The 16,826-nt window shown below is 60.3% G+C and carries 19 protein-coding genes; 10 read left to right on the top strand and 9 right to left on the bottom strand.

Annotated elements, in window-relative coordinates:
* Positions 1-2 precede the first annotated feature (2 nt).
* Both ACFOOP_RS05750 and ACFOOP_RS05745 read left to right on the top strand, forming a co-directional pair.
* Complete coding sequence (locus ACFOOP_RS05750) at positions 3-1,040, top strand: GIN domain-containing protein (protein ID WP_379879908.1); 1,038 nt, start codon at positions 3-5, stop codon at positions 1,038-1,040.
* A gap of 296 nt (positions 1,041-1,336) precedes the next feature.
* Complete coding sequence (locus ACFOOP_RS05745; RefSeq protein ID WP_379879907.1) at positions 1,337-1,804, top strand: response regulator; 468 nt, start codon at positions 1,337-1,339, stop codon at positions 1,802-1,804.
* A 79-nt stretch (positions 1,805-1,883) separates the two neighbouring features.
* Here ACFOOP_RS05745 and ACFOOP_RS05740 read toward each other — a convergent pair whose 3' ends face one another.
* Together ACFOOP_RS05740 and ACFOOP_RS05735 are read right to left on the bottom strand one after the other, a co-directional pair.
* Entirely contained in the window at positions 1,884-3,194 is a 1,311-nt protein-coding gene (locus ACFOOP_RS05740) for an amidohydrolase (protein ID WP_379879906.1), read from the bottom strand.
* Positions 3,195-3,287: 93 nt separating this feature from the next.
* Entirely contained in the window at positions 3,288-4,439 is a 1,152-nt protein-coding gene (locus tag ACFOOP_RS05735) for a fatty acid desaturase (protein WP_379879905.1), read from the bottom strand.
* A gap of 165 nt (positions 4,440-4,604) precedes the next feature.
* Between ACFOOP_RS05735 and ACFOOP_RS05730 the strand changes: the two genes are divergently transcribed.
* The 7 genes from ACFOOP_RS05730 to ACFOOP_RS05700 all read left to right on the top strand — a co-directional run bounded on the left by ACFOOP_RS05730 (position 4,605) and on the right by ACFOOP_RS05700 (position 10,909).
* Positions 4,605-4,865: a hypothetical protein gene (locus ACFOOP_RS05730; RefSeq protein ID WP_379879904.1), complete on the top strand. Its 261-nt coding sequence runs from the start codon at positions 4,605-4,607 to the stop codon at positions 4,863-4,865.
* Positions 4,862-5,371, top strand: coding sequence for a hypothetical protein (locus tag ACFOOP_RS05725; RefSeq protein WP_379879903.1), 510 nt, complete (start codon positions 4,862-4,864; stop codon positions 5,369-5,371). Before ACFOOP_RS05730 ends, ACFOOP_RS05725 begins: the two co-directional genes overlap by 4 nt.
* A 41-nt stretch (positions 5,372-5,412) precedes the next feature.
* Positions 5,413-5,814, top strand: coding sequence for a hypothetical protein (locus tag ACFOOP_RS05720; RefSeq protein ID WP_379879902.1), 402 nt, complete (start codon positions 5,413-5,415; stop codon positions 5,812-5,814).
* Between the two features lie 72 nt (positions 5,815-5,886).
* Positions 5,887-6,345: an ABA4-like family protein gene (locus tag ACFOOP_RS05715; RefSeq protein WP_379879901.1), complete on the top strand. Its 459-nt coding sequence runs from the start codon at positions 5,887-5,889 to the stop codon at positions 6,343-6,345.
* A gap of 24 nt (positions 6,346-6,369) precedes the next feature.
* A complete protein-coding gene (locus ACFOOP_RS05710; RefSeq protein ID WP_379879900.1) occupies positions 6,370-7,380 on the top strand; it encodes a methyltransferase in 1,011 nt (336 codons plus the stop codon).
* 112 nt (positions 7,381-7,492) lie between these two features.
* Positions 7,493-9,142 (top strand): SulP family inorganic anion transporter, encoded by a 1,650-nt coding sequence (locus tag ACFOOP_RS05705; protein ID WP_379879899.1) that lies wholly within the window; start codon positions 7,493-7,495, stop codon positions 9,140-9,142.
* A gap of 186 nt (positions 9,143-9,328) precedes the next feature.
* Positions 9,329-10,909, top strand: coding sequence for a phytoene desaturase family protein (locus tag ACFOOP_RS05700; protein ID WP_379879898.1), 1,581 nt, complete (start codon positions 9,329-9,331; stop codon positions 10,907-10,909).
* Between the two features lie 31 nt (positions 10,910-10,940).
* Here ACFOOP_RS05700 and ACFOOP_RS05695 read toward each other — a convergent pair whose 3' ends face one another.
* The 3 genes from ACFOOP_RS05695 to ACFOOP_RS05685 form a co-directional block, all read right to left on the bottom strand.
* Entirely contained in the window at positions 10,941-11,612 is a 672-nt protein-coding gene (locus ACFOOP_RS05695) for a hypothetical protein (RefSeq protein ID WP_379879897.1), read from the bottom strand.
* A gap of 117 nt (positions 11,613-11,729) precedes the next feature.
* Positions 11,730-12,299 (bottom strand): sigma-70 family RNA polymerase sigma factor, encoded by a 570-nt coding sequence (locus tag ACFOOP_RS05690; RefSeq protein WP_379879896.1) that lies wholly within the window; start codon positions 12,297-12,299, stop codon positions 11,730-11,732.
* A 20-nt stretch (positions 12,300-12,319) separates the two neighbouring features.
* On the bottom strand, positions 12,320-12,586 hold the full coding sequence (locus ACFOOP_RS05685) for a hypothetical protein (RefSeq protein ID WP_379879895.1): 267 nt from the start codon (positions 12,584-12,586) through the stop codon (positions 12,320-12,322).
* 126 nt (positions 12,587-12,712) lie between these two features.
* Between ACFOOP_RS05685 and ACFOOP_RS05680 the strand changes: the two genes are divergently transcribed.
* The gene (locus ACFOOP_RS05680; RefSeq protein WP_379879894.1) at positions 12,713-13,711 is read left to right on the top strand and encodes a methyltransferase; all 999 of its coding nucleotides are present in this window, start codon (positions 12,713-12,715) and stop codon (positions 13,709-13,711) included.
* A gap of 16 nt (positions 13,712-13,727) precedes the next feature.
* Here the strand turns inward: ACFOOP_RS05680 and trpB are convergent, their stop codons facing one another.
* From trpB to ACFOOP_RS05660, 4 genes are all read right to left on the bottom strand, one after another.
* Positions 13,728-14,981: a tryptophan synthase subunit beta gene (gene trpB, locus ACFOOP_RS05675; protein ID WP_379879893.1), complete on the bottom strand. Its 1,254-nt coding sequence runs from the start codon at positions 14,979-14,981 to the stop codon at positions 13,728-13,730.
* 96 nt (positions 14,982-15,077) lie between these two features.
* Positions 15,078-15,704, bottom strand: coding sequence for a histidine phosphatase family protein (locus ACFOOP_RS05670; RefSeq protein WP_379879892.1), 627 nt, complete (start codon positions 15,702-15,704; stop codon positions 15,078-15,080).
* Between the two features lie 14 nt (positions 15,705-15,718).
* Positions 15,719-16,387, bottom strand: coding sequence for a phosphoribosylanthranilate isomerase (locus ACFOOP_RS05665; protein ID WP_379879891.1), 669 nt, complete (start codon positions 16,385-16,387; stop codon positions 15,719-15,721).
* 9 nt (positions 16,388-16,396) lie between these two features.
* Positions 16,397-16,768 carry a LapA family protein gene (locus ACFOOP_RS05660; RefSeq protein ID WP_379879890.1) on the bottom strand — a complete coding sequence of 124 codons (372 nt, stop codon included), beginning with the start codon at positions 16,766-16,768 and terminating at the stop codon, positions 16,397-16,399.
* Positions 16,769-16,826: the final 58 nt, after the last annotated feature.

Below are 16,826 nucleotides of genomic sequence, written 5' to 3'. Positions count from 1 at the left end.
CAATGCGTATCTTCCTTTTTACGGCGGCGTTCTGCGCGCCTTTTTTCGCATCGGCGATGGCGGAGACAACGACGCATCAGAGCATCAGGGAACTCGATGTTGAGAATTTCATCGGCACGGTGAAGGTCGAGACAACAAGTGGCGGCGGCGTCAGCCTGGAGCGTATCGACGGCAAGGATTCGAGCTATCCTGTTCATGTCACGACGCGCGACGGCGTTCTGGTGATTTCAAGCGACGAAGACCCTGACGACATCCGCTGGCAGGATGACGTCAACTGGCGCAAATATCATGACGACGCCTTCCGGGTTTTTCTTGAAGACTATCCGACGCTCACCTTGCGCGTTCCTGTCGGAACCGCGCTCGACTTCGACAGCGCCGTCATCATGCTGTCTGTCGGCGACACACGCGGCGCGCTTTCCATCAGCGAAGGGCATATTGTGGGCGTCGTCGGCGATCTCGCCACGGCGGATATCTCAATTCACGGATCCGGCGATCTGAAAGCTGGCGATATTGAGGGCGAGTTCAGGACTGCGATCTATGGCTCCGGCGACCTCACCGCAAAATCAGCCGGCGCGCTTAAAGCGAAAATCCACGGCTCCGGCGATATCTCCATTGGCGACATCGGGGGGGCCGCCTCGCTCGACATTCACGGTTCCGGCGACATCATGCTGGGCCGCGTCGACGGCGCGCTTGACCTTTCCATCAAGGGCAGCGGCGATGTGAAGACCGGCGATGTCGAGGACGGCGCCGTGATCAGCATTCACGGCTCCGGCGATGTCGCGCTTGCAAGCCTTCGCGGCAAGGCCGGCGCCGAAATCAACGGCAGCGGCGATATAGAGATCAATGGCGGGCGCGCGGAAAATCTGCTGGTCGATATTCGCGGCTCAGGCGAATTTGAGTTTGACGGCGTCGCCGTCAATCCGACGGTCTATGCCGGGCGCAGCGGAACGGTGCACATCGCCCGTTATGAAGGCGAGATCCGCGCACGCGGCGACGGCGATATCGAAATCAGCGGCGTGCAGTATGGAGATGACGACTAGATCAAGTCCTACGCGCCGCCGCCACAATCTCGCCCTCTTTGTTACGGGCGCATCAAGAACTGTTTGCAATCTGGCGGCGGCCGTTAACCTTGCGCAAAAGCGCGCGGCTATGCGGCCGCGCCCAAATAGCTGAAAACGAAAAACTTTTCGCCGGACATAGCCCAGCCGGACACCGCCGGCGCGGGCTGCAAGGTTAAAGCCCGCCCTCAAAATTTATCCAAAGTTTTGCAGTCTTTTTAGGCTCGACGGGCAAAGTTCACGCCGTCGCCCGCTTTAACAGCCAGGGGAATATCCTGATGTCCGATGTTAATATTCCGGCCGCTGACCAATCCTCGCAGGGCGATCCCGCCAAAGCGCCAACGATCCTCATCGCTGAGGATAATGACGTGAATCTGAAAGTGCTTGAGCACTATCTCGCGAATTTCGAGTGCCGGGCGATTGTCGCCAAAAACGGCAAGGACGCTGTCAGGCTTTTCTATCGAAACGATGTCGATCTCGTGCTGATGGATATCATGATGCCGATCATGGACGGGCTCGAAGCGACGCGAAAAATCAGAACCCTTGAAAGAAAGCGCGGCGGCAAGCAAACGCCCATCGTCGCCATCACCGCGCATATCAGGCCCGCCGACCAGCATGTGTGTATCGACGCCGGCATGAATGATTACCTTTCAAAGCCGCTGAAGAAAAACGACCTGACCCACCGCATGAAAATCTGGGCGCCGCATCTTCATGAAAACACGCCCCGCCAACCCGCTTCCGCCTGACCTTTGCTTCGGCTGATCCCCCGGAGCGGTTTGACTGGTCTTCTGTTCCGTCAAACCGCTCTATATGCTGAAAACGTCCCTAGTTCTGATTAAACAAAGCGAGGGCCGACAGGGTCATCGCCTCCACCGCCGTCTTGATCGCGGGTTCCGGCTGGATGATGAAAAACGGCGAATGATGCGAGGGCGCATTGTCCACGTCCTTTTCAGGAGTGCCGCCGACATCGAAATAAACGCCTTTCACGCCGGTCTCGGGCGTGACGAAATAGGCGAAGTCTTCCGCCCCCATGCCGGTCCGCGGCTGTTCATAAAGAACGTCATCGCCCATCCCCGCGGCGATCGCGTCGCGTACGATTTGCGCGGTCGCGGCGTCATTGATCGTCGGCGGCGTCGTTTCGGTTTTCGAGCGGATCACCTCAGGCATCAATTTCTTCGGCACACCAAGGGAAATCGCGACGCCTTCCGCGACACGGTCAATGGCGTCGAGTAATTGCATGCGCACTTCCGGATCGTCGGAGCGGACTGTCAGCTGCATATGCACCTCATCGCCGATTATGTTGTGCTTGGTCCCGCCATGGATTGAACCGACCGTAATCACGCCGGGGTCCAGCGGCGCGATGGAACGCGAAACGACCGATTGCAGCGACACGACAATCTGCGAGGCGACCAGCACCGGATCGACGCCCTTATGGGGCGAGGCGCCATGCGCGCCGACGCCATGCACGATAATGTCGACGCTGTCGGAGCTTGATCCGGTGATGCCAAGCGGCGCTTCAATCCGGCCGGCGGGCGTGCCGGACGAGACATGAAAAGCCAGCGCATAATCTGGTTTCGGGAAACGCTTGTAGAGCCCGTCTTCCATCATCATGCGGGCGCCGGAAATGCGTTCTTCCGCCGGCTGGCCGATCAGCACCAGCGTGCCTGACCACTGATCCTTGCGGGCCGCCATCTGGCGCGCGGTCCCGACAAGGCCCGTCACATGGGTGTCGTGGCCGCAGGCATGCATCACCGGCTTGACGATCCCGTCGATGTCTTCCTGCGTCGCTGTGGATTTGTAGGGAAGGTCGTTGTCTTCCTTGACCGGCAAGCCGTCCATGTCAGCGCGGATCATCACTGTCGGCCCGTCGCCATTTTCCATCACCGCGACAACGCCGGTGCCGCCGACGCCTTCGGTCACGTCAAACCCTAGCGCGCGGATCTCATCGGCGAGGCGCTTCGCGGTTTTGAACTCGCGATGGGAAAGCTCCGGGTTTTCGTGAAACCACTGGAACAGCGCCTCAAGATTGGCGTCATAGTCAGCGGCGACATCGGTTGTAAGGTCCGATTGCGCGGCGGCGGGCATGGCGATGAGAAGCGCAGCAAAGGCGGCGCAGGCCGAAAGGCGGTGTTTCATGAATGGCTCCCGTTATGGTCAGGGGAGCAGTAAACACGAATTGGCGCCCGATGTCAGACCGAACAGGAAAGTTAGGACAGATGGGCGGGAAGGTTAGGCCGCTGAGAAGCTCACCATCTTGCGGCGCTCGGTGCACCACAGCGCCAGACGGGCGCAGTGAATGGAATCGCGAATGGTCATCACCGGCAGCGCCAGCAGATCCTCACTCGCGCGGTAGCATTCCATCAGCCGGTAATTGGGGATGCGGGACGCCAGATGGTGGATATGGTGCAGGCCGATATTGCCTGAAAACCAGCGCAGCGGCGTCGGCAGTTTGTAGTGAGAAGAGCCGAAAATCGCCGCCTCCGCATAATTCCATTCCGGACGGCTCGCCCAGTAGGTGTCTTCATATTGATGCTGGACGAAGAACAGCCATGTCCCCGCCCAGGCCGCGATAGAGACCACCGGCAGCACGACCAGCGCGACCGTTCCCAGCCCCAGCCAGAAGGCGAGCGCGCCATAAACCAAGACGAGGGCCAGGTTGAGCGTCGCCACCGAGCGCCAGATCTGACGCAGCTTCATGCCGTGATAGATTTCCGCAAACGGCATCGGCCCGGCCAGGGGAAAGCGTTGCAGGATGAAGAAATACAGCGGCGCGCCGATGACAATCATCACGACCGGATGGCGATAGACCCGGTACATGATCCGCTTCCCGGGGCTCAAGGCGCGATATTCCTCAACCGTCAGCGTATCGACGCCGCCGACGCCGCGCCGGTCGAGATCGCCCGAGCTGGCGTGATGACGATTATGGGCGTCGCGCCAGAAACCGTAGGGCGTAAAGGTCAGGATGCTGATCAGAAAACCGAGCGCATGATTGGCCCGCTTGTTCTTGAAATAGCTGCCATGGCCACAATCATGCTGGATCGTGAAAAGCTTGACGAGCAGCAGTCCCGCGACCGGCGACGCCAAAAGCGCCAGCGGCCAGTTGCCGGTTTTGACCAGCGCAAACAGCCCCGCCATCAGGCCAAAATAAAGCGCCAGCGACAAGGCCGCCTGACCGATGGAGCGGCGCAGGTCGACCGTCTGGAACTGGGCGCAATGGGAGACGATACGGCGCAGAATTTCGGCCCGGACATCCGCAGCGGCGTGAGCAGCCCCTTGCGAGAGATTGTGGGCCGCGTGATCGGCAGCCTCCTGAAGTTTTGCGAAATTTCGGGAGACGGCGGCAGGAAGTGTATTTGGCATGAAACGCAGAGTACTCGTCATTTACGCCGGTTCTGTAAATCCGGCTGGCGGGTTTCCAATTCGATTTTTAGGCCCTGCTTAACCAGTTTCTCCGGCAAAGGGAAATCGCGACGTGTCACAAAGGCGGCGCCGGGCGGCCGCCCGCCAGGCTTGCGTACAAATAGGTACCATGGTACCAATTCAAAAATGACCGAGACCCGCAAAATCGTCACCCGTGTTCAGACCGGGGTGCGCATTGAAAAACGCATCCTGAAAACCCTGAAAATCATCGCCGCCCACAAGGAGTTAAGCCTCGGCGATCTCCTTGAAGGGATCGTGCTGCACGCCTTTGAGGGCAAGCCGGCCTTTGGCGACGAAACCCTGAAGCTGATCGCCGAGGCGAAAAAATCCACCGGCCTCGATCTGACCGCCGATGACAGCCATTTGCTCGATGAGAAAACGCCATGACCGCATCCCCTATCGCCTCCACAGTTGCTGTTGAAAAACCCTACCGCAGCAAACGCACCGCCAACTTTGAGATCGCCGCCGCACCAGACGCCGTCTTCGCCATGATGTGTCCAGTGCGCGAATATGAATGGGCGCCGGGCTGGACCACCAATCTCATCCTCTCCGCATCGGGCCTGGTGGAACAAGACTGCATCTTCACGACGCCCGCCGGCGCCTCCATTGCCAGTAATAACGACAGCGCCGAGGCGATCTGGGTGACGCCGTTTCACGATCCGGAAACGCGCCGCCTCACCATGATCAAGGTGACCCCGAAAGAATGCGTGACCCGCCTCGACATCGCCGTAGACGAAACGAATGGCGGCGCGACAGTGACAGCGAGCTATGAGCATACGGCGCTGTCGCCAAAGGGACGCGTCATTGTCGATGGGCATACGGAGCAATCCTACGCCGCCACGATGGCGGAGTGGCGCAATGCGCTGTCGTCACAGCTTGACGCGGCCGCCTAAAGAGCTCATGCGGCGTGGGCGAAACCGAAGAGGCAAAGCTCATGCCTGATGCACACACTGCCCTCGCCCGCCGTCTTCAATACGCCATCGCCGCCGTCTTTATCATTCTCGGCGGGTGGTGTCTGGCGGCGCCGACAAGCGTTATCGCGATGACGGTGCGGCCCGATTTCCACACCGAAGCGTCGCTCGCCGTTGTCGCGCTAGGCGCGTTCGGGGCGCAAGCCATGCTGGCGGGCCTTTTCGCCGGGTTTTCAATCTTCACGCGCTGGACATTCTTCGCTTACGGAATCGCGCTCCTGCCCTTTTTCGTCTTCGACTGGTGGTTCTTTTTCGTGACGCCCATGTTCAACGAATTCATTCTCCTCGACGCCGCAGGCAATGTCGTCATGCTTTGTCTTTGTGCTTACGGCTACACTTTGCTGTCAAAAACACAGGCCGCCTGAGCGTCAACCTAGACGCAACCCGGAAAAAGACCGATCCTTCCCGCCGCAAGGTTTTGCGACAGGGAGGTTTTTATGACCATGAGCGCAGACGATTGGGCGAGGGCCTATCAACTCATCAACGCAGCAGTCGTGCCGGGCTGGGCGCTGCTGATCTTCCTCCCGCGCTCAAAACTCACATCCGCGCTGGTTCACTCGATGCTGTATCCGGCGTTGATGGGGTCGATTTATGTGGCCGGACTTGGCGCCGGGATTTTCCTCGGCCAGTCGGCGGAAGGCGCCGGCTTTTCCTCCATCGACGGCGTCGCAGCGATCTTCGATCACCCGAACGGGATCATCATCGGCTGGACGCATTATCTCGTTTTCGATCTGTTTGTGGGCGCATGGATTGGCCGCGACGCCATTCGCCGCAATCTCCCGCATCTCACCGTGATCCCCTGTCTGTTGGGTACCTTCATGTTCGGCCCCGTGGGACTTTTGCTGTATCTTTTGCTGCGCTTATTGTTGCGCAAAAAATTCTCGCTGCAGGAATGATGACGTGAAAAGGGGGACCCTCTCATGGCCAAAACACTTGGCGCGCTATTGGACGATTTCGGCGAGTTTCATACCTGGCTCGTTCAGTCGCAAAACGCCTTATGGGTCCTGCACGCAGTCTCGCGCGCCCGTGTGCTCGATCATCTGGGCGATGAGCCCATGGCCATGGAGGCCCTCGCCGATAAAGCGGGCCTAAAAACAGACATGTTGCGGCGGGTGATGACTTTTCTCGCCTCGCAGGAGGTCGTCAAGATCGACGGCGAGGACCGCGTCAGCCACACCGCCCGCTCACGCGCCTTTCAGGCGCGCCAGGAAGCGGTGCGCTGGCTCAATGTCAATTTTCCGGCCGGCCTCAAGCTCGATGAAGCCCTGCGCACCGGCGTCGCCGCATTCGAACATCATTACGGCCAGCCGCTCTTCGACTATCTGAGCGAGCGGCCCGTGATCGCCGACGAATTCGGCCGGCTGATGTCGAGCATCACCAGCGGCATCGAGGCTTTTATCTTCTCCAATCACGCCTTCAAACCTTTCACGCGGGCGGTAGACATTGGCGGCAGCCACGGCCAGTTGATGTCGCGCCTGTTGACAGAATATCCCTCGGCGATGGGCGTCATCTTCGACCTGCCGGGCACGGCGGCGCAGGCTGAGAAAAACCTCGCGGCCTCGCCGCTGAAAGAGCGGATCGAAATCATTGGCGGCGACTTTTTCAAGGCCGTGCCCGCAGGCGGCGATCTCTATCTGATGAAACAGATCCTGCACGATTGGGGCGACGAGGAATGCGTGACAATCCTGAAAAACATCCGCGCCGCCATCGCGCAAGGCGGTCGCCTCGCCATCATCGACTTTATCCTGCCCGAAACCCCGACTCCTCATCCCGGCTATGCGCTCGACATTAACATGCTATGCCTGTTGGCCGGCGGGCGTGAACGCCGCCTCTCGGAGTTCGAGGAGATATTTTCCAAAGCCGGCTTCGCGCTCGACAGGGTAACGGAAAATCCGAACGGCCAGAGTCTCCTCGAAGCGGTTGCGGTCTGAGATCACGGCTAACCGCCCGCCCTTCCTCGAATGAGAGATGTTGCATTGCAGCATGAATAGTCTATGGAGAGCCTCGCCTTCCTTTCTCCCTCACACTGCACAGGGCCCATCCGTGACGAAAACAACCTTCGCTGCGTTCGCTGAACGTTTGACCTTTGCCGACTGGACGGCGCCCGATCTCAAAAAATTCACTCCGGGCCTGATGAAAACGGAAGTGCTGTCCGGACTCACCGTCGCCCTGGCGCTGGTGCCCGAAGCGGTTGCCTTTGCTTTTGTTGCGGGCGTGCATCCGCTGGTGGGTCTTTATGCGGCGTTCATCGTCGGTCTGATCACCGCGCTCGCGGGCGGCCGGCCGGGCATGATCTCCGGCGCCACTGGCGCGCTCGCCGTCGTCATGGTGGCGCTGGTCGCCGATCATGGCGTTGAATATCTGTTCGCGACCGTCGTTTTGATGGGCGTCATACAGATTCTCGCAGGGCTGTTTCGCCTCGGAAAGTTTATCCGCCTGGTGCCACATCCGGTTATGCTCGGTTTCGTCAACGGGCTCGCCATCGTTATCTTCCTCGCGCAGCTCAGCCAGTTCCAGGTTCCGGGCAGCGCCGCGGCTGGCGCCGGCGAAGGGCACGCCATGGGCGTCACCGGCGAATGGATGACCGGGGCGCCGCTGGTCATCATGCTGGCGCTGACCGCGCTGACCATGGCCGTCATCTGGGCGACGCCGAAACTCACCAAAGCGATTCCGGCGCCGCTGGCCGGTATCGCGCTCACCACCGCCATCGTTCTCGCGCTCGGCCTCGATGCGCCGCGCGTTGGCGACCTCGCCTCGATCAAGGGCGGCCTGCCGGCGCTCCACCTGCCGATGGTGCCGCTCAATCTGGAAACGCTGGAAATCATATTTCCCTATGCGCTGATCCTCGCCGCCATCGGCCTTATCGAAAGCCTCCTGACATTGAATCTCGTCGGAGAGATTACTCATCAGCGCGGCGGCGCCTCGCGCGAATGCGTAGCGCAAGGGACGGCCAATCTCGTCACCGGATTTTTCGGCGGCATGGGCGGCTGCGCGATGATCGGCCAGTCCATGATCAATGTGAAATCGGGCGGACGTACGCGCCTGTCCGGCATTTCGGCGGCCTTGTTCCTGCTCGCCTTCATCCTGTTTGCATCGCAGCTCATCGAGCAAATTCCGCTCGCAGCGCTGGTGGGCGTGATGTTCATGGTGGTGATCGGCACCTTCGCCTGGCAAAGCTTGCGGATCATGCGGCGCATTCCCCTGACCGACGCTTTTGTCATTGTGCTCGTCACTGCCGTCACCGTGATGCACGACCTCGCCGTCGCCGTTGTTGTCGGCGTCATCGTTTCGGCGCTCGCTTACGCCTGGAACAATGCAAGGCGCATCCACGCCGTCACCCGCGAAAGCCACACAGAAGCAGGCGCCAAAGTCTATGAGATCGACGGGCCGCTGTTCTTCGGCTCCACCGACGGTTTTGCCGAACTGTTCACGCCGGACGCCGACCCCGATGTGGTCATCGTCGACTTCCTGCGCTCACGCGTGGTGGACCAGTCGGCGCTGCAGGCGATTGAGGATCTGGCCTACAAATATGAAGCGCGCGGCAAGACTGTGCGCCTGCGCCATCTGACCCGAGATTGTCACAAGCTCCTCAATCACGCCGGACAATTGCTGGTCGATTCAGATGACGATCCCGAATATGCGCTGGCCGTGGATTACTCCGTACGCACCGGAATTTTCGGCGGCGGGCATTAGGCGGCCGACCATCGAGAAAAGTAATTTTGCAACATTCCCCTCTCCCATCGGCTTTTTCGATTTACTGAACGCTCATTGAGTTGCGGGTGCATGCTGCGTATTTGACGACGATCAATGCATTTGTCTCCTTCGCCTGAATACTGACCATTCAGAATTTGCATCGGCCAAGCGATAAGGGGAGACGAAATGAGCAACCCTAAGCGCGATCAATTCGCAAAAACCTGGGATGTCATTGTTATCGGGTCAGGCATGGGAGGCATGGCGGCCGCAAGCGCGCTTTCCCAAACCGGTCACAAGGTGCTGCTTCTCGAACAATATGACACGCTCGGCGGTCAGACCCATAGTTTCTCACGAAACGGGTTCAGCTGGGACGCGGGCATTCATTATTTGAGCGGTTTCGCCCCCGGAGAACCTGACCGCAAGGCGCTGGATTGGCTTTGCGATACGCCGGTCGACCTCACGCCGTTGGGGGCGATCTATGACTATCTCCATTTGGGCGACGCAGAACCGTTGGCCCTTTCGCGGCCTTACGAAGCCCATGCGCTCGATTTGAAGGAGCGGTTCCCGGACGACGCCAAAGCAATCGACGCCTGGTTTGACGCTGTGCACAAAGGCCGCGAGGCGGCCTACGCAGTCTTTCAGACACGAGCAATACCGCAGCCTTTCGGCGAGATCATTGAATGGTGGAAAAGCGGCGCCATTAAAAAATGGTGTGGACGGACAATTGCCGAGGTCGCTGCGGAAGTTTCTGATAATCCGCAGCTAAGGAATGCGCTTGTTGCTCAGTGGGGAGATCACGGTGGACGCCCAAGCCTTGCGAGCTTCGCAGTTCACGCGCTCGTCGCGCATTCCTATCTTGAATGCGGCGCATGGTATCCGGTAGGCGGCGCCGCCGTCATTGCCGAACACATGCTGCCCGTCATCACCAAAGCAGGCGGCGAAGCGCGCGAGGGCGTCCGGGTCGAGCAACTCTTGATGGAAGAGGGGCGCGTCATCGGCGTGCGGACAGATGGCGGCGAAGACATTTTCGCTGACGCGGTCATTTCCAATATCGGCGCCCGGGAGACGGTGGATCGGCTCCTGCCTGACGGCCATGGCCAAGATGAATGGGTGCGCGAAATTCGCTCCTTCGGCCCGAGCCTTTGCCATTTCTCCTTATTTCTCGGGTTCGAAGGCGACATCGAGGAGGCCGGCGCCACGAAAGCCAATCACTGGCTCTATCCGACAGGTGAGACTGACGTCATCTGGACCGATGCGCCCAACGGGACGCCGCCGGGCATGTTTGCGTCTTTTGCATCCCTGAAAGACCCTTCGCATGAACCCGGTCCGAAGCAGCAGCACTCGGGGGAATTGATCGCCTGGACGGATTGGTCAGTTGTTGAGCGTTGGGCGGATAGCCTGCCCGGAGAGCGCGAAGAAAGTTACGCGACGTTCAAGGCGCAGGTTGAAGAAAAACTGTTCGAACAGTTCACCGCCTATTTTCCGGAACTTGCTAAACTGGTCGTCCTCAAGGAGCTTTCGACGCCGCTGGCGACCGCCGCGATTACGGGCCATCGTCAGGGCGCCTTTTATGGCGTCGAGGCGACGCCAGCGCGAATGCTCTCAGATGCGCTGCGCATGAAAACGCCCGTGAAGGGCCTCTATCTTTCCGGTCAGGATGTGGTCTCGCCCGGCGTGCCCGGAGCCATGTGGGGCGGTATTCTTTGCGCATCGTGCATCGACCCCAAAGTCATGATCCGCCGCGCACAAGCGGAAAAGAAAAACTGACGGCGGCAATTCCCGTCAGCAACGCTCGCTCCTAAAGACACCCCTCCACATACTGAATCGCGGGGCCGCCGGCCTGTATGCTCTCGACTGCGCCATCGCTTCCGATGACATAGCGAATGCCGCGCGCGGCCTCATCCTGCACATAGTCGGGACCCGTCTGACCGGTCTTCCAGACGGTGATATATTCCGCCGGCGCCTCAACATATTTGTGCGGCGTGACGATAGCGTCACCGTCATAAGCATCCTTCACCGCATCAGCGTCATCGCCGAGACCGAGTCCCGCATCCGTCTTCACATCGGCGTCGCGCATCAGTTTGATCCGCGCGAGCTTTTCATTGACGAGCATGACGAGAAATCCGTCCGGCGCATTTTCCGGCCGGTATTCATCGCAGCTTTCAGGGTCCGGCCCGCCGACCGCATCCGGATTGGCGTCGGGACCGTAGGCCGCCGTAATCTCTTCGCGCGTCATGCCGATGCGCAGGCCTTTCCAGCCATCGGCGGTCAGCGTATCCGAAGACGCCGCCGGCGCCGGATCGTCCGCGGCCTCTTCAGCCTGCTCTGCCATGGAACGGGGCGTCGGCGCAGGCGCCGGCTGAGGCGCGAGCCGCTCCGCATCGGTTACGTAGTCGTCTTGCTCGTCTCTGTCGCCGCCGCACCCGGCAAGCGCGGCGAGCATGGCGGCGAAAACTGCTGTTCTGATCATGGAAACCTCCGGCCTAGCGTCATTCAGGCATAGAGAGGCAACAGAAGGGCGGGAGAATGGTTCTCTTGCGGCGGGGCGATTGTCGTTTAGCGTTCGCCCGTCAGCACCAGCGAAAGCTTAGGCTGCGGCGGCGGCCGCGTCAGCGCGCTCTTTTGCGGCTGCGGCCTCGGCCTCTTCAGCGATGGCGTCGAGATCAACGTCATCGCTGGAGCTCTCTGCATCCGCCGCTTCATCGGCGCTGTCGGCGGCGTCATCGATGAGGTCCTTCACCGCTTCTTTTCCGTCGAGTTCAAGAGCGGCGACATCTTTCTTCGCATCATCCTGATTGGCGTCTTCAACCGCATCGGCGAGAGCGGATTCCGCTTTCAGGAGGCCGTTTAATTTATAGGCCTCCGAGACAATCTGACTGGCGTTGCCGCTTTCGAGCGCCGCGGCGAACGCGCCTTCGCTTTCGCCAAGCTCCGTCGCAATTTCGATCTGTTTGTCGAGAAGGGATTCATTGCGCTTGATCTTGAAGAGGTCATAGCCCTCCGGCTCGCGCTTGACGCCGCCGGAGACATCGACAATCAGCGCCGGCGGATTGGCGCCGACGGCCGCATTGGCGCGCCCGACCGGCGCGGTCGCCATGGCGGCGCGCGTCTGGCTTATCAGGGCCGAGGCAATATTCGCGCTTTGAATGCCGATCATGTCGCGCTCATCCAGCGTTTTCAGACGAGGCCAAGGCTAGGCGATCTTGGTTTCCGCGCGCTGAACCGGATAGGTCGGATTTTATGGATGTGGCGCAAGCTGTCGCGATAGCGCCCCACCGCCCACGCCCCTTCGTGGTGATCAGGCATGGCTGGCAGATCATGGGTCAGCTCGACCCGCCTTCGGTCAAGCAGCTCAGCCCCCGGCCCGATTGTGACCAGCTCGGCGGAATTGCCACGCTCGGCGACGCCGACGGTTGTGGACGGCTTCGCATTCTTCTTCGGCATGCCCTACCCTCCCAAAAATTAGATCGCCGATATTACGCGCCGCACGGAGAAATCCATCACCGTGGGGATATCCTTGTCGCCGACAGAGTCTCGGCTTAAAGTTTGACGGTTAGGGGAGAACAACACATGTCGGAGCAGGCTTCGCCTCAGGACCAGATTCTAGGCATCGTTAACAATTACTGGCAAGGCTGCGCCGTCGGCGCAGCGGCGGAATTGGAAATCGCTGATCACCTTGCCGACGGCCCGCTTGACATCGCCGCTCTTGCTGAGCGCACCAAAACCCATGCGTCCAGTCTTTACCGCATGTTGCGCGCGCTCGAATCTACCGGAATTTTCACGCAAGTCTCGTCCGGCGCATTCGCCAATACGCCAGCGAGCGAATGCCTGCGCCGGAGAGCGCCGAATTCGTCATGGGCATGGCTTCGCGTCACATTGAGCTCCAACGGCATGGTCAATAATGGCTGGCGCGGCCTGATGGTCTCACTCAAAGAGGGCAAACCCGGTTTTGAAGAACTGAACGGCTGTACAGGTTGGGAATACATGCAGGCTAATCCCGAGCAAGGCGCCGTTTTCAATGAAGCGATGCGCGATCTCGCCGCCGCCATCACGCCCGCGGTGACAGGCTCTTATGACTGGGGCCGTTTCCCAGTGATCGCCGATCTTGGCGGTGGGGTCGGGTCTCAGCTTATAGACATTCTAGATGCGCATCCTGATTGTCGCGGCGTTCTTTTCGATCAGCCGCAAGTGATCACTCAGGCGCCCGAACATCGGCGAATGGAACCTCTGGGCGGCGATTTCTTTTCGAACATTCCCCAAGCCGACGCTTATCTCTTGCGCTGGATTCTTCACGATTGGGATGACGCGCAGGCGCGGGCGATTTTGAAGAATGTGCATGCAGCCGCGAAGCCTGGCGCCGCCCTGATGATCGTGGAGTCGGTGATCCCTGAAAGCGCCGAATTCGACATGGGCAAATGGATGGATCTGAACATGATGGTGATGGCGGGCGGTCGCGAGCGGACCGCCAACGAATTCAGGGTGCTATTCGATCAAGCCGGTTTCGATTTCGAAGAGATTGTCGAGACGCCTTCGCCGCTCAGCATTGTGGTTGGCAAAGCACGGGATTAAGGCGTGGGCTGCGCGTTCAACTCGCCCCGCCCAGCAAATCCATCACTGTGAAGATGTCCTTGTCGCCGCGGCCGCACATATTCATCAGCAGAATCTGATCGCGGTCCATCTCCATGGCCTTGTCGACGGCGCGGGCGAGCGCATGGGCGGGTTCTAGCGCCGGGATGATGCCTTCGAGTTTCGCGCAGAGCTGAAACGCGTCGAGCGCTTCGCTGTCGGTCGCGGAAATATATTTCACCCGGCCGGTTTCATGGAGCCAGGAATGCTCAGGCCCGATGCCTGGATAATCGAGCCCGGCCGAGATGGAATGGGCGTCCTGTATCTGGCCATCCTCATCCTGCAGCAGGTATGTCCGGTTGCCGTGCAACACGCCGGGCCTACCGCCGGTAAGACTGGCCGCATGTTTGTCCGTATCGACGCCGAGGCCCGCCGCCTCGACCCCGATGATCTCCACATCCTTGTCGTCGAGGAAGGGGTGGAAAAGCCCGATGGCGTTCGAGCCGCCGCCGATGCAGGCCATGATGACGTCGGGGAGGCGCCCCTCCATCTCCTTCATCTGTTCTTTCGCCTCCACGCCGATTACCGACTGAAAATCGCGCACCAACTCCGGATAGGGATGCGGGCCCGCCGCCGTGCCGATGATGTAGAATGTTGAGTCCACATTCGTGACCCAATCGCGAAGCGCGTCGTTCATGGCGTCTTTCAAGGTCGCGGTGCCTGACGTCACCGGCACTACCTCCGCGCCCAGAAGCTTCATGCGGAAGACGTTTGGTTTCTGACGCTCCACATCGGTCGCGCCCATATAGACGATGCAGGGCAGCCCGAAGCGCGCGCAGACGGTGGCCGTCGCGACGCCATGCTGCCCGGCGCCGGTCTCGGCGATGATCCGGGTCTTGCCCATGCGCCGGGCGAGGAGAATCTGGCCCATGCAGTTGTTGATCTTGTGGGCGCCGGTGTGGTTCAGCTCGTCGCGCTTGAAGTAAATTTTCGCGCCTTTTTTCCCGGCGCTACCCGACTTTTCGTCAGCCATACCGCGGACATACTTGGTTAACCGCTCGGCGTAATACATCGGGCTTGGCCGGCCCACATAGTGCTTCAGGTAGTACTCAAGCTCCGACCGGAAGGAGGGGTCGTTCTTCGCCGAATTGTATTCCTTCTCCAAAGCGAGGACGAGCGGCATCAGGGTCTCGGCGACGAAGCGCCCGCCATAAATGCCGAAGCGGCCTTCGCTATCGGGTCCGGTGCGGTAGGAGTTGAGTTGCTGGGTCACGTCTTGGTATCCGTCAAAAAGTCAGCGCCGTCATAACACCCTGACGCGCGAATGCACTGCACAAATTCAGGAATGTCGGTGAAGTCGGCCCCCGCCTTACTCCACCGCTGGGCTGACCTTCGGATAGCGCACCAGAAGATCGACACGCGCAATCGCCTGCCAGTCGCCGGGATGGACGAGCCAGATGACGCCTGAGGGAACCTCGTCCTCGCCGCGCCGCACCGTGGCGCCATAGAGCGGCGCAATGTTGGAGTGGCTCGAGAGGATGATGTTGGTTCCGGGGTTCGCCGCGAGTTCTTTCGCCACCTTGGCCTTCATGGCGGCGACGTCAACCGCTTTCTCGCTGATCTGCGAAGGGTGCGGCTCAACCGGCGCGCCGGCGGCTGAAAGCGCCGCCGTATCCCAGGACCGGCACATGGGGCTGGTATAGGCCTTGGCGATTTTGACGCCGTTTTGCTTCAGGATTTCGCCCATGGCGCGAGCCTGAAAGAAGCCTTCGGCGTCTAGGCCGCGGCCCGGCGCGAGCTTGCAGCCCTCGGAAAGCCCGACCGCCCCCACCTGTCCGCCCGGCGAGTTCGCATGGCGCATAACGATGACATAGCCGCCGCGCTTCAAGGCCTCAAAAGCGACAGAGGCGGCCGCCTCGTTCTCGCGAACGACCGGGCCAGTGGCGCAGGAGGCCAAAAATGCTGCAGCGAATGCTGCGCACAAAAACCGCAACATATGGCTTTCCCTTCTTATGATTTCGCTGCCGAGATGAAGGCTTTGATGAGGTCCGCGTCCTTCTTGCCCGGCGCGGTTTCAACCCCTGAGGAGACATCGACGCCGAGGAAGCTTTCGCGCCCGCCCTGCCCCTTCACTGCGTCGGCGACATTGTCTGGCGTCAGCCCGCCAGCGACCAGATAAGGGGTTTCCGCGTCATAGGCGTTGAGCAGCGCCCAGTCGAAGGTCGCGCCATTGCCGCCGGGGCGTGCGCCCGGGGGCGGCTTGGCGTCGAACAAAAGAATATCCGCCGCGCCTTCGTAACCCTTGGCCTCAGCGATGTCGGACGCATCGGTCACGGGGATCGCCTTGATCACCTCTATGCCGAATTCCTCGCCAAGCTCGCGGCAGCGCTCCGGGCTTTCATGGCCGTGAAACTGGAAATGGGTGAGAAGGGGCGCCGCCTCCGACAGCTCCTTCTCTCCCGCATCCACAAACAGGCCGACAATGCGCGGCATGTTAAAGCCCTCGTCAAAGGCCGCCTGTTTGAGATCGAGAATGATCTCTCCGGCGGCTTCCGGCGTGACGAAGCGCGGGGATTTCCGGAAAAAGACGAAGCCAAGATAGTCGGCGCCCGCCCGGGCCGCCGCAATGGCGTGATCTGCGTCCTTGAGGCCGCAGATTTTAACGTTAGGTCCGCTCATGGAATGTCATCAGATGCTGGTTGCTTCGAGTTTGGGGGGATCGGCAGGATCGGAGGCGGCGCTGTCTGAACGATTAGTCTGTTCCCGCGCCGCGAAAGCCGCCAGTTCCTTTTTCGCCGCACGCAGCTCACGCCGATTGTCTCTCGCCTGGGCCCGGGTCTCGCGCCCTGACAGCCACTGGCCGGCGGCGCCGAGGGCGACGCCCAGAAACAGCATGCCCATCAGCCAGAACCACAGCGGCAGGGCCGGCGTCGACAGCGCCGGATTGTCGGGGCGAAAAGGATCGAGGCTGATCGGAACCAGGGTGCGGTTCGCCACCAGGAACAGAACCGCCACGATCAGGATCGGGATCCAGATTATGCGAAACAGCCATTTGCTCATTGCCCGGCATTTTCTCACATTCTCAAGGGTGTAGGCAACGCCGATTACGGATTGATTG

Origin of the sequence: Hyphococcus aureus (genome assembly GCF_042643165.1) — a bacterium.
GTDB classification, from domain to species: domain Bacteria; phylum Pseudomonadota; class Alphaproteobacteria; order Caulobacterales; family Parvularculaceae; genus Hyphococcus; species Hyphococcus aureus.
This window is presented reverse-complemented; position numbering and strand designations above follow the sequence as displayed.

Excerpts from the sequence above, each read along its gene's own strand:
- ACFOOP_RS05750 (WP_379879908.1), top strand. The coding sequence starts at position 3 with ATGCGTATCTTCCTTTTTACGGCGGCGTTCTGCGCGCCTTTTTTCGCA.
- ACFOOP_RS05745 (WP_379879907.1), top strand. The coding sequence starts at position 1,337 with ATGTCCGATGTTAATATTCCGGCCGCTGACCAATCCTCGCAGGGCGAT.
- ACFOOP_RS05740 (WP_379879906.1), bottom strand. The coding sequence starts at position 3,194 with ATGAAACACCGCCTTTCGGCCTGCGCCGCCTTTGCTGCGCTTCTCATC.
- ACFOOP_RS05735 (WP_379879905.1), bottom strand. The coding sequence starts at position 4,439 with ATGACGAGTACTCTGCGTTTCATGCCAAATACACTTCCTGCCGCCGTC.
- ACFOOP_RS05730 (WP_379879904.1), top strand. The coding sequence starts at position 4,605 with ATGACCGAGACCCGCAAAATCGTCACCCGTGTTCAGACCGGGGTGCGC.
- ACFOOP_RS05725 (WP_379879903.1), top strand. The coding sequence starts at position 4,862 with ATGACCGCATCCCCTATCGCCTCCACAGTTGCTGTTGAAAAACCCTAC.
- ACFOOP_RS05720 (WP_379879902.1), top strand. The coding sequence starts at position 5,413 with ATGCCTGATGCACACACTGCCCTCGCCCGCCGTCTTCAATACGCCATC.
- ACFOOP_RS05715 (WP_379879901.1), top strand. The coding sequence starts at position 5,887 with ATGACCATGAGCGCAGACGATTGGGCGAGGGCCTATCAACTCATCAAC.
- ACFOOP_RS05710 (WP_379879900.1), top strand. The coding sequence starts at position 6,370 with ATGGCCAAAACACTTGGCGCGCTATTGGACGATTTCGGCGAGTTTCAT.
- ACFOOP_RS05700 (WP_379879898.1), top strand. The coding sequence starts at position 9,329 with ATGAGCAACCCTAAGCGCGATCAATTCGCAAAAACCTGGGATGTCATT.
- ACFOOP_RS05695 (WP_379879897.1), bottom strand. The coding sequence starts at position 11,612 with ATGATCAGAACAGCAGTTTTCGCCGCCATGCTCGCCGCGCTTGCCGGG.
- ACFOOP_RS05690 (WP_379879896.1), bottom strand. The coding sequence starts at position 12,299 with ATGATCGGCATTCAAAGCGCGAATATTGCCTCGGCCCTGATAAGCCAG.
- ACFOOP_RS05685 (WP_379879895.1), bottom strand. The coding sequence starts at position 12,586 with ATGCCGAAGAAGAATGCGAAGCCGTCCACAACCGTCGGCGTCGCCGAG.
- ACFOOP_RS05680 (WP_379879894.1), top strand. The coding sequence starts at position 12,713 with ATGTCGGAGCAGGCTTCGCCTCAGGACCAGATTCTAGGCATCGTTAAC.
- ACFOOP_RS05670 (WP_379879892.1), bottom strand. The coding sequence starts at position 15,704 with ATGTTGCGGTTTTTGTGCGCAGCATTCGCTGCAGCATTTTTGGCCTCC.
- ACFOOP_RS05665 (WP_379879891.1), bottom strand. The coding sequence starts at position 16,387 with ATGAGCGGACCTAACGTTAAAATCTGCGGCCTCAAGGACGCAGATCAC.
- ACFOOP_RS05660 (WP_379879890.1), bottom strand. The coding sequence starts at position 16,768 with ATGAGCAAATGGCTGTTTCGCATAATCTGGATCCCGATCCTGATCGTG.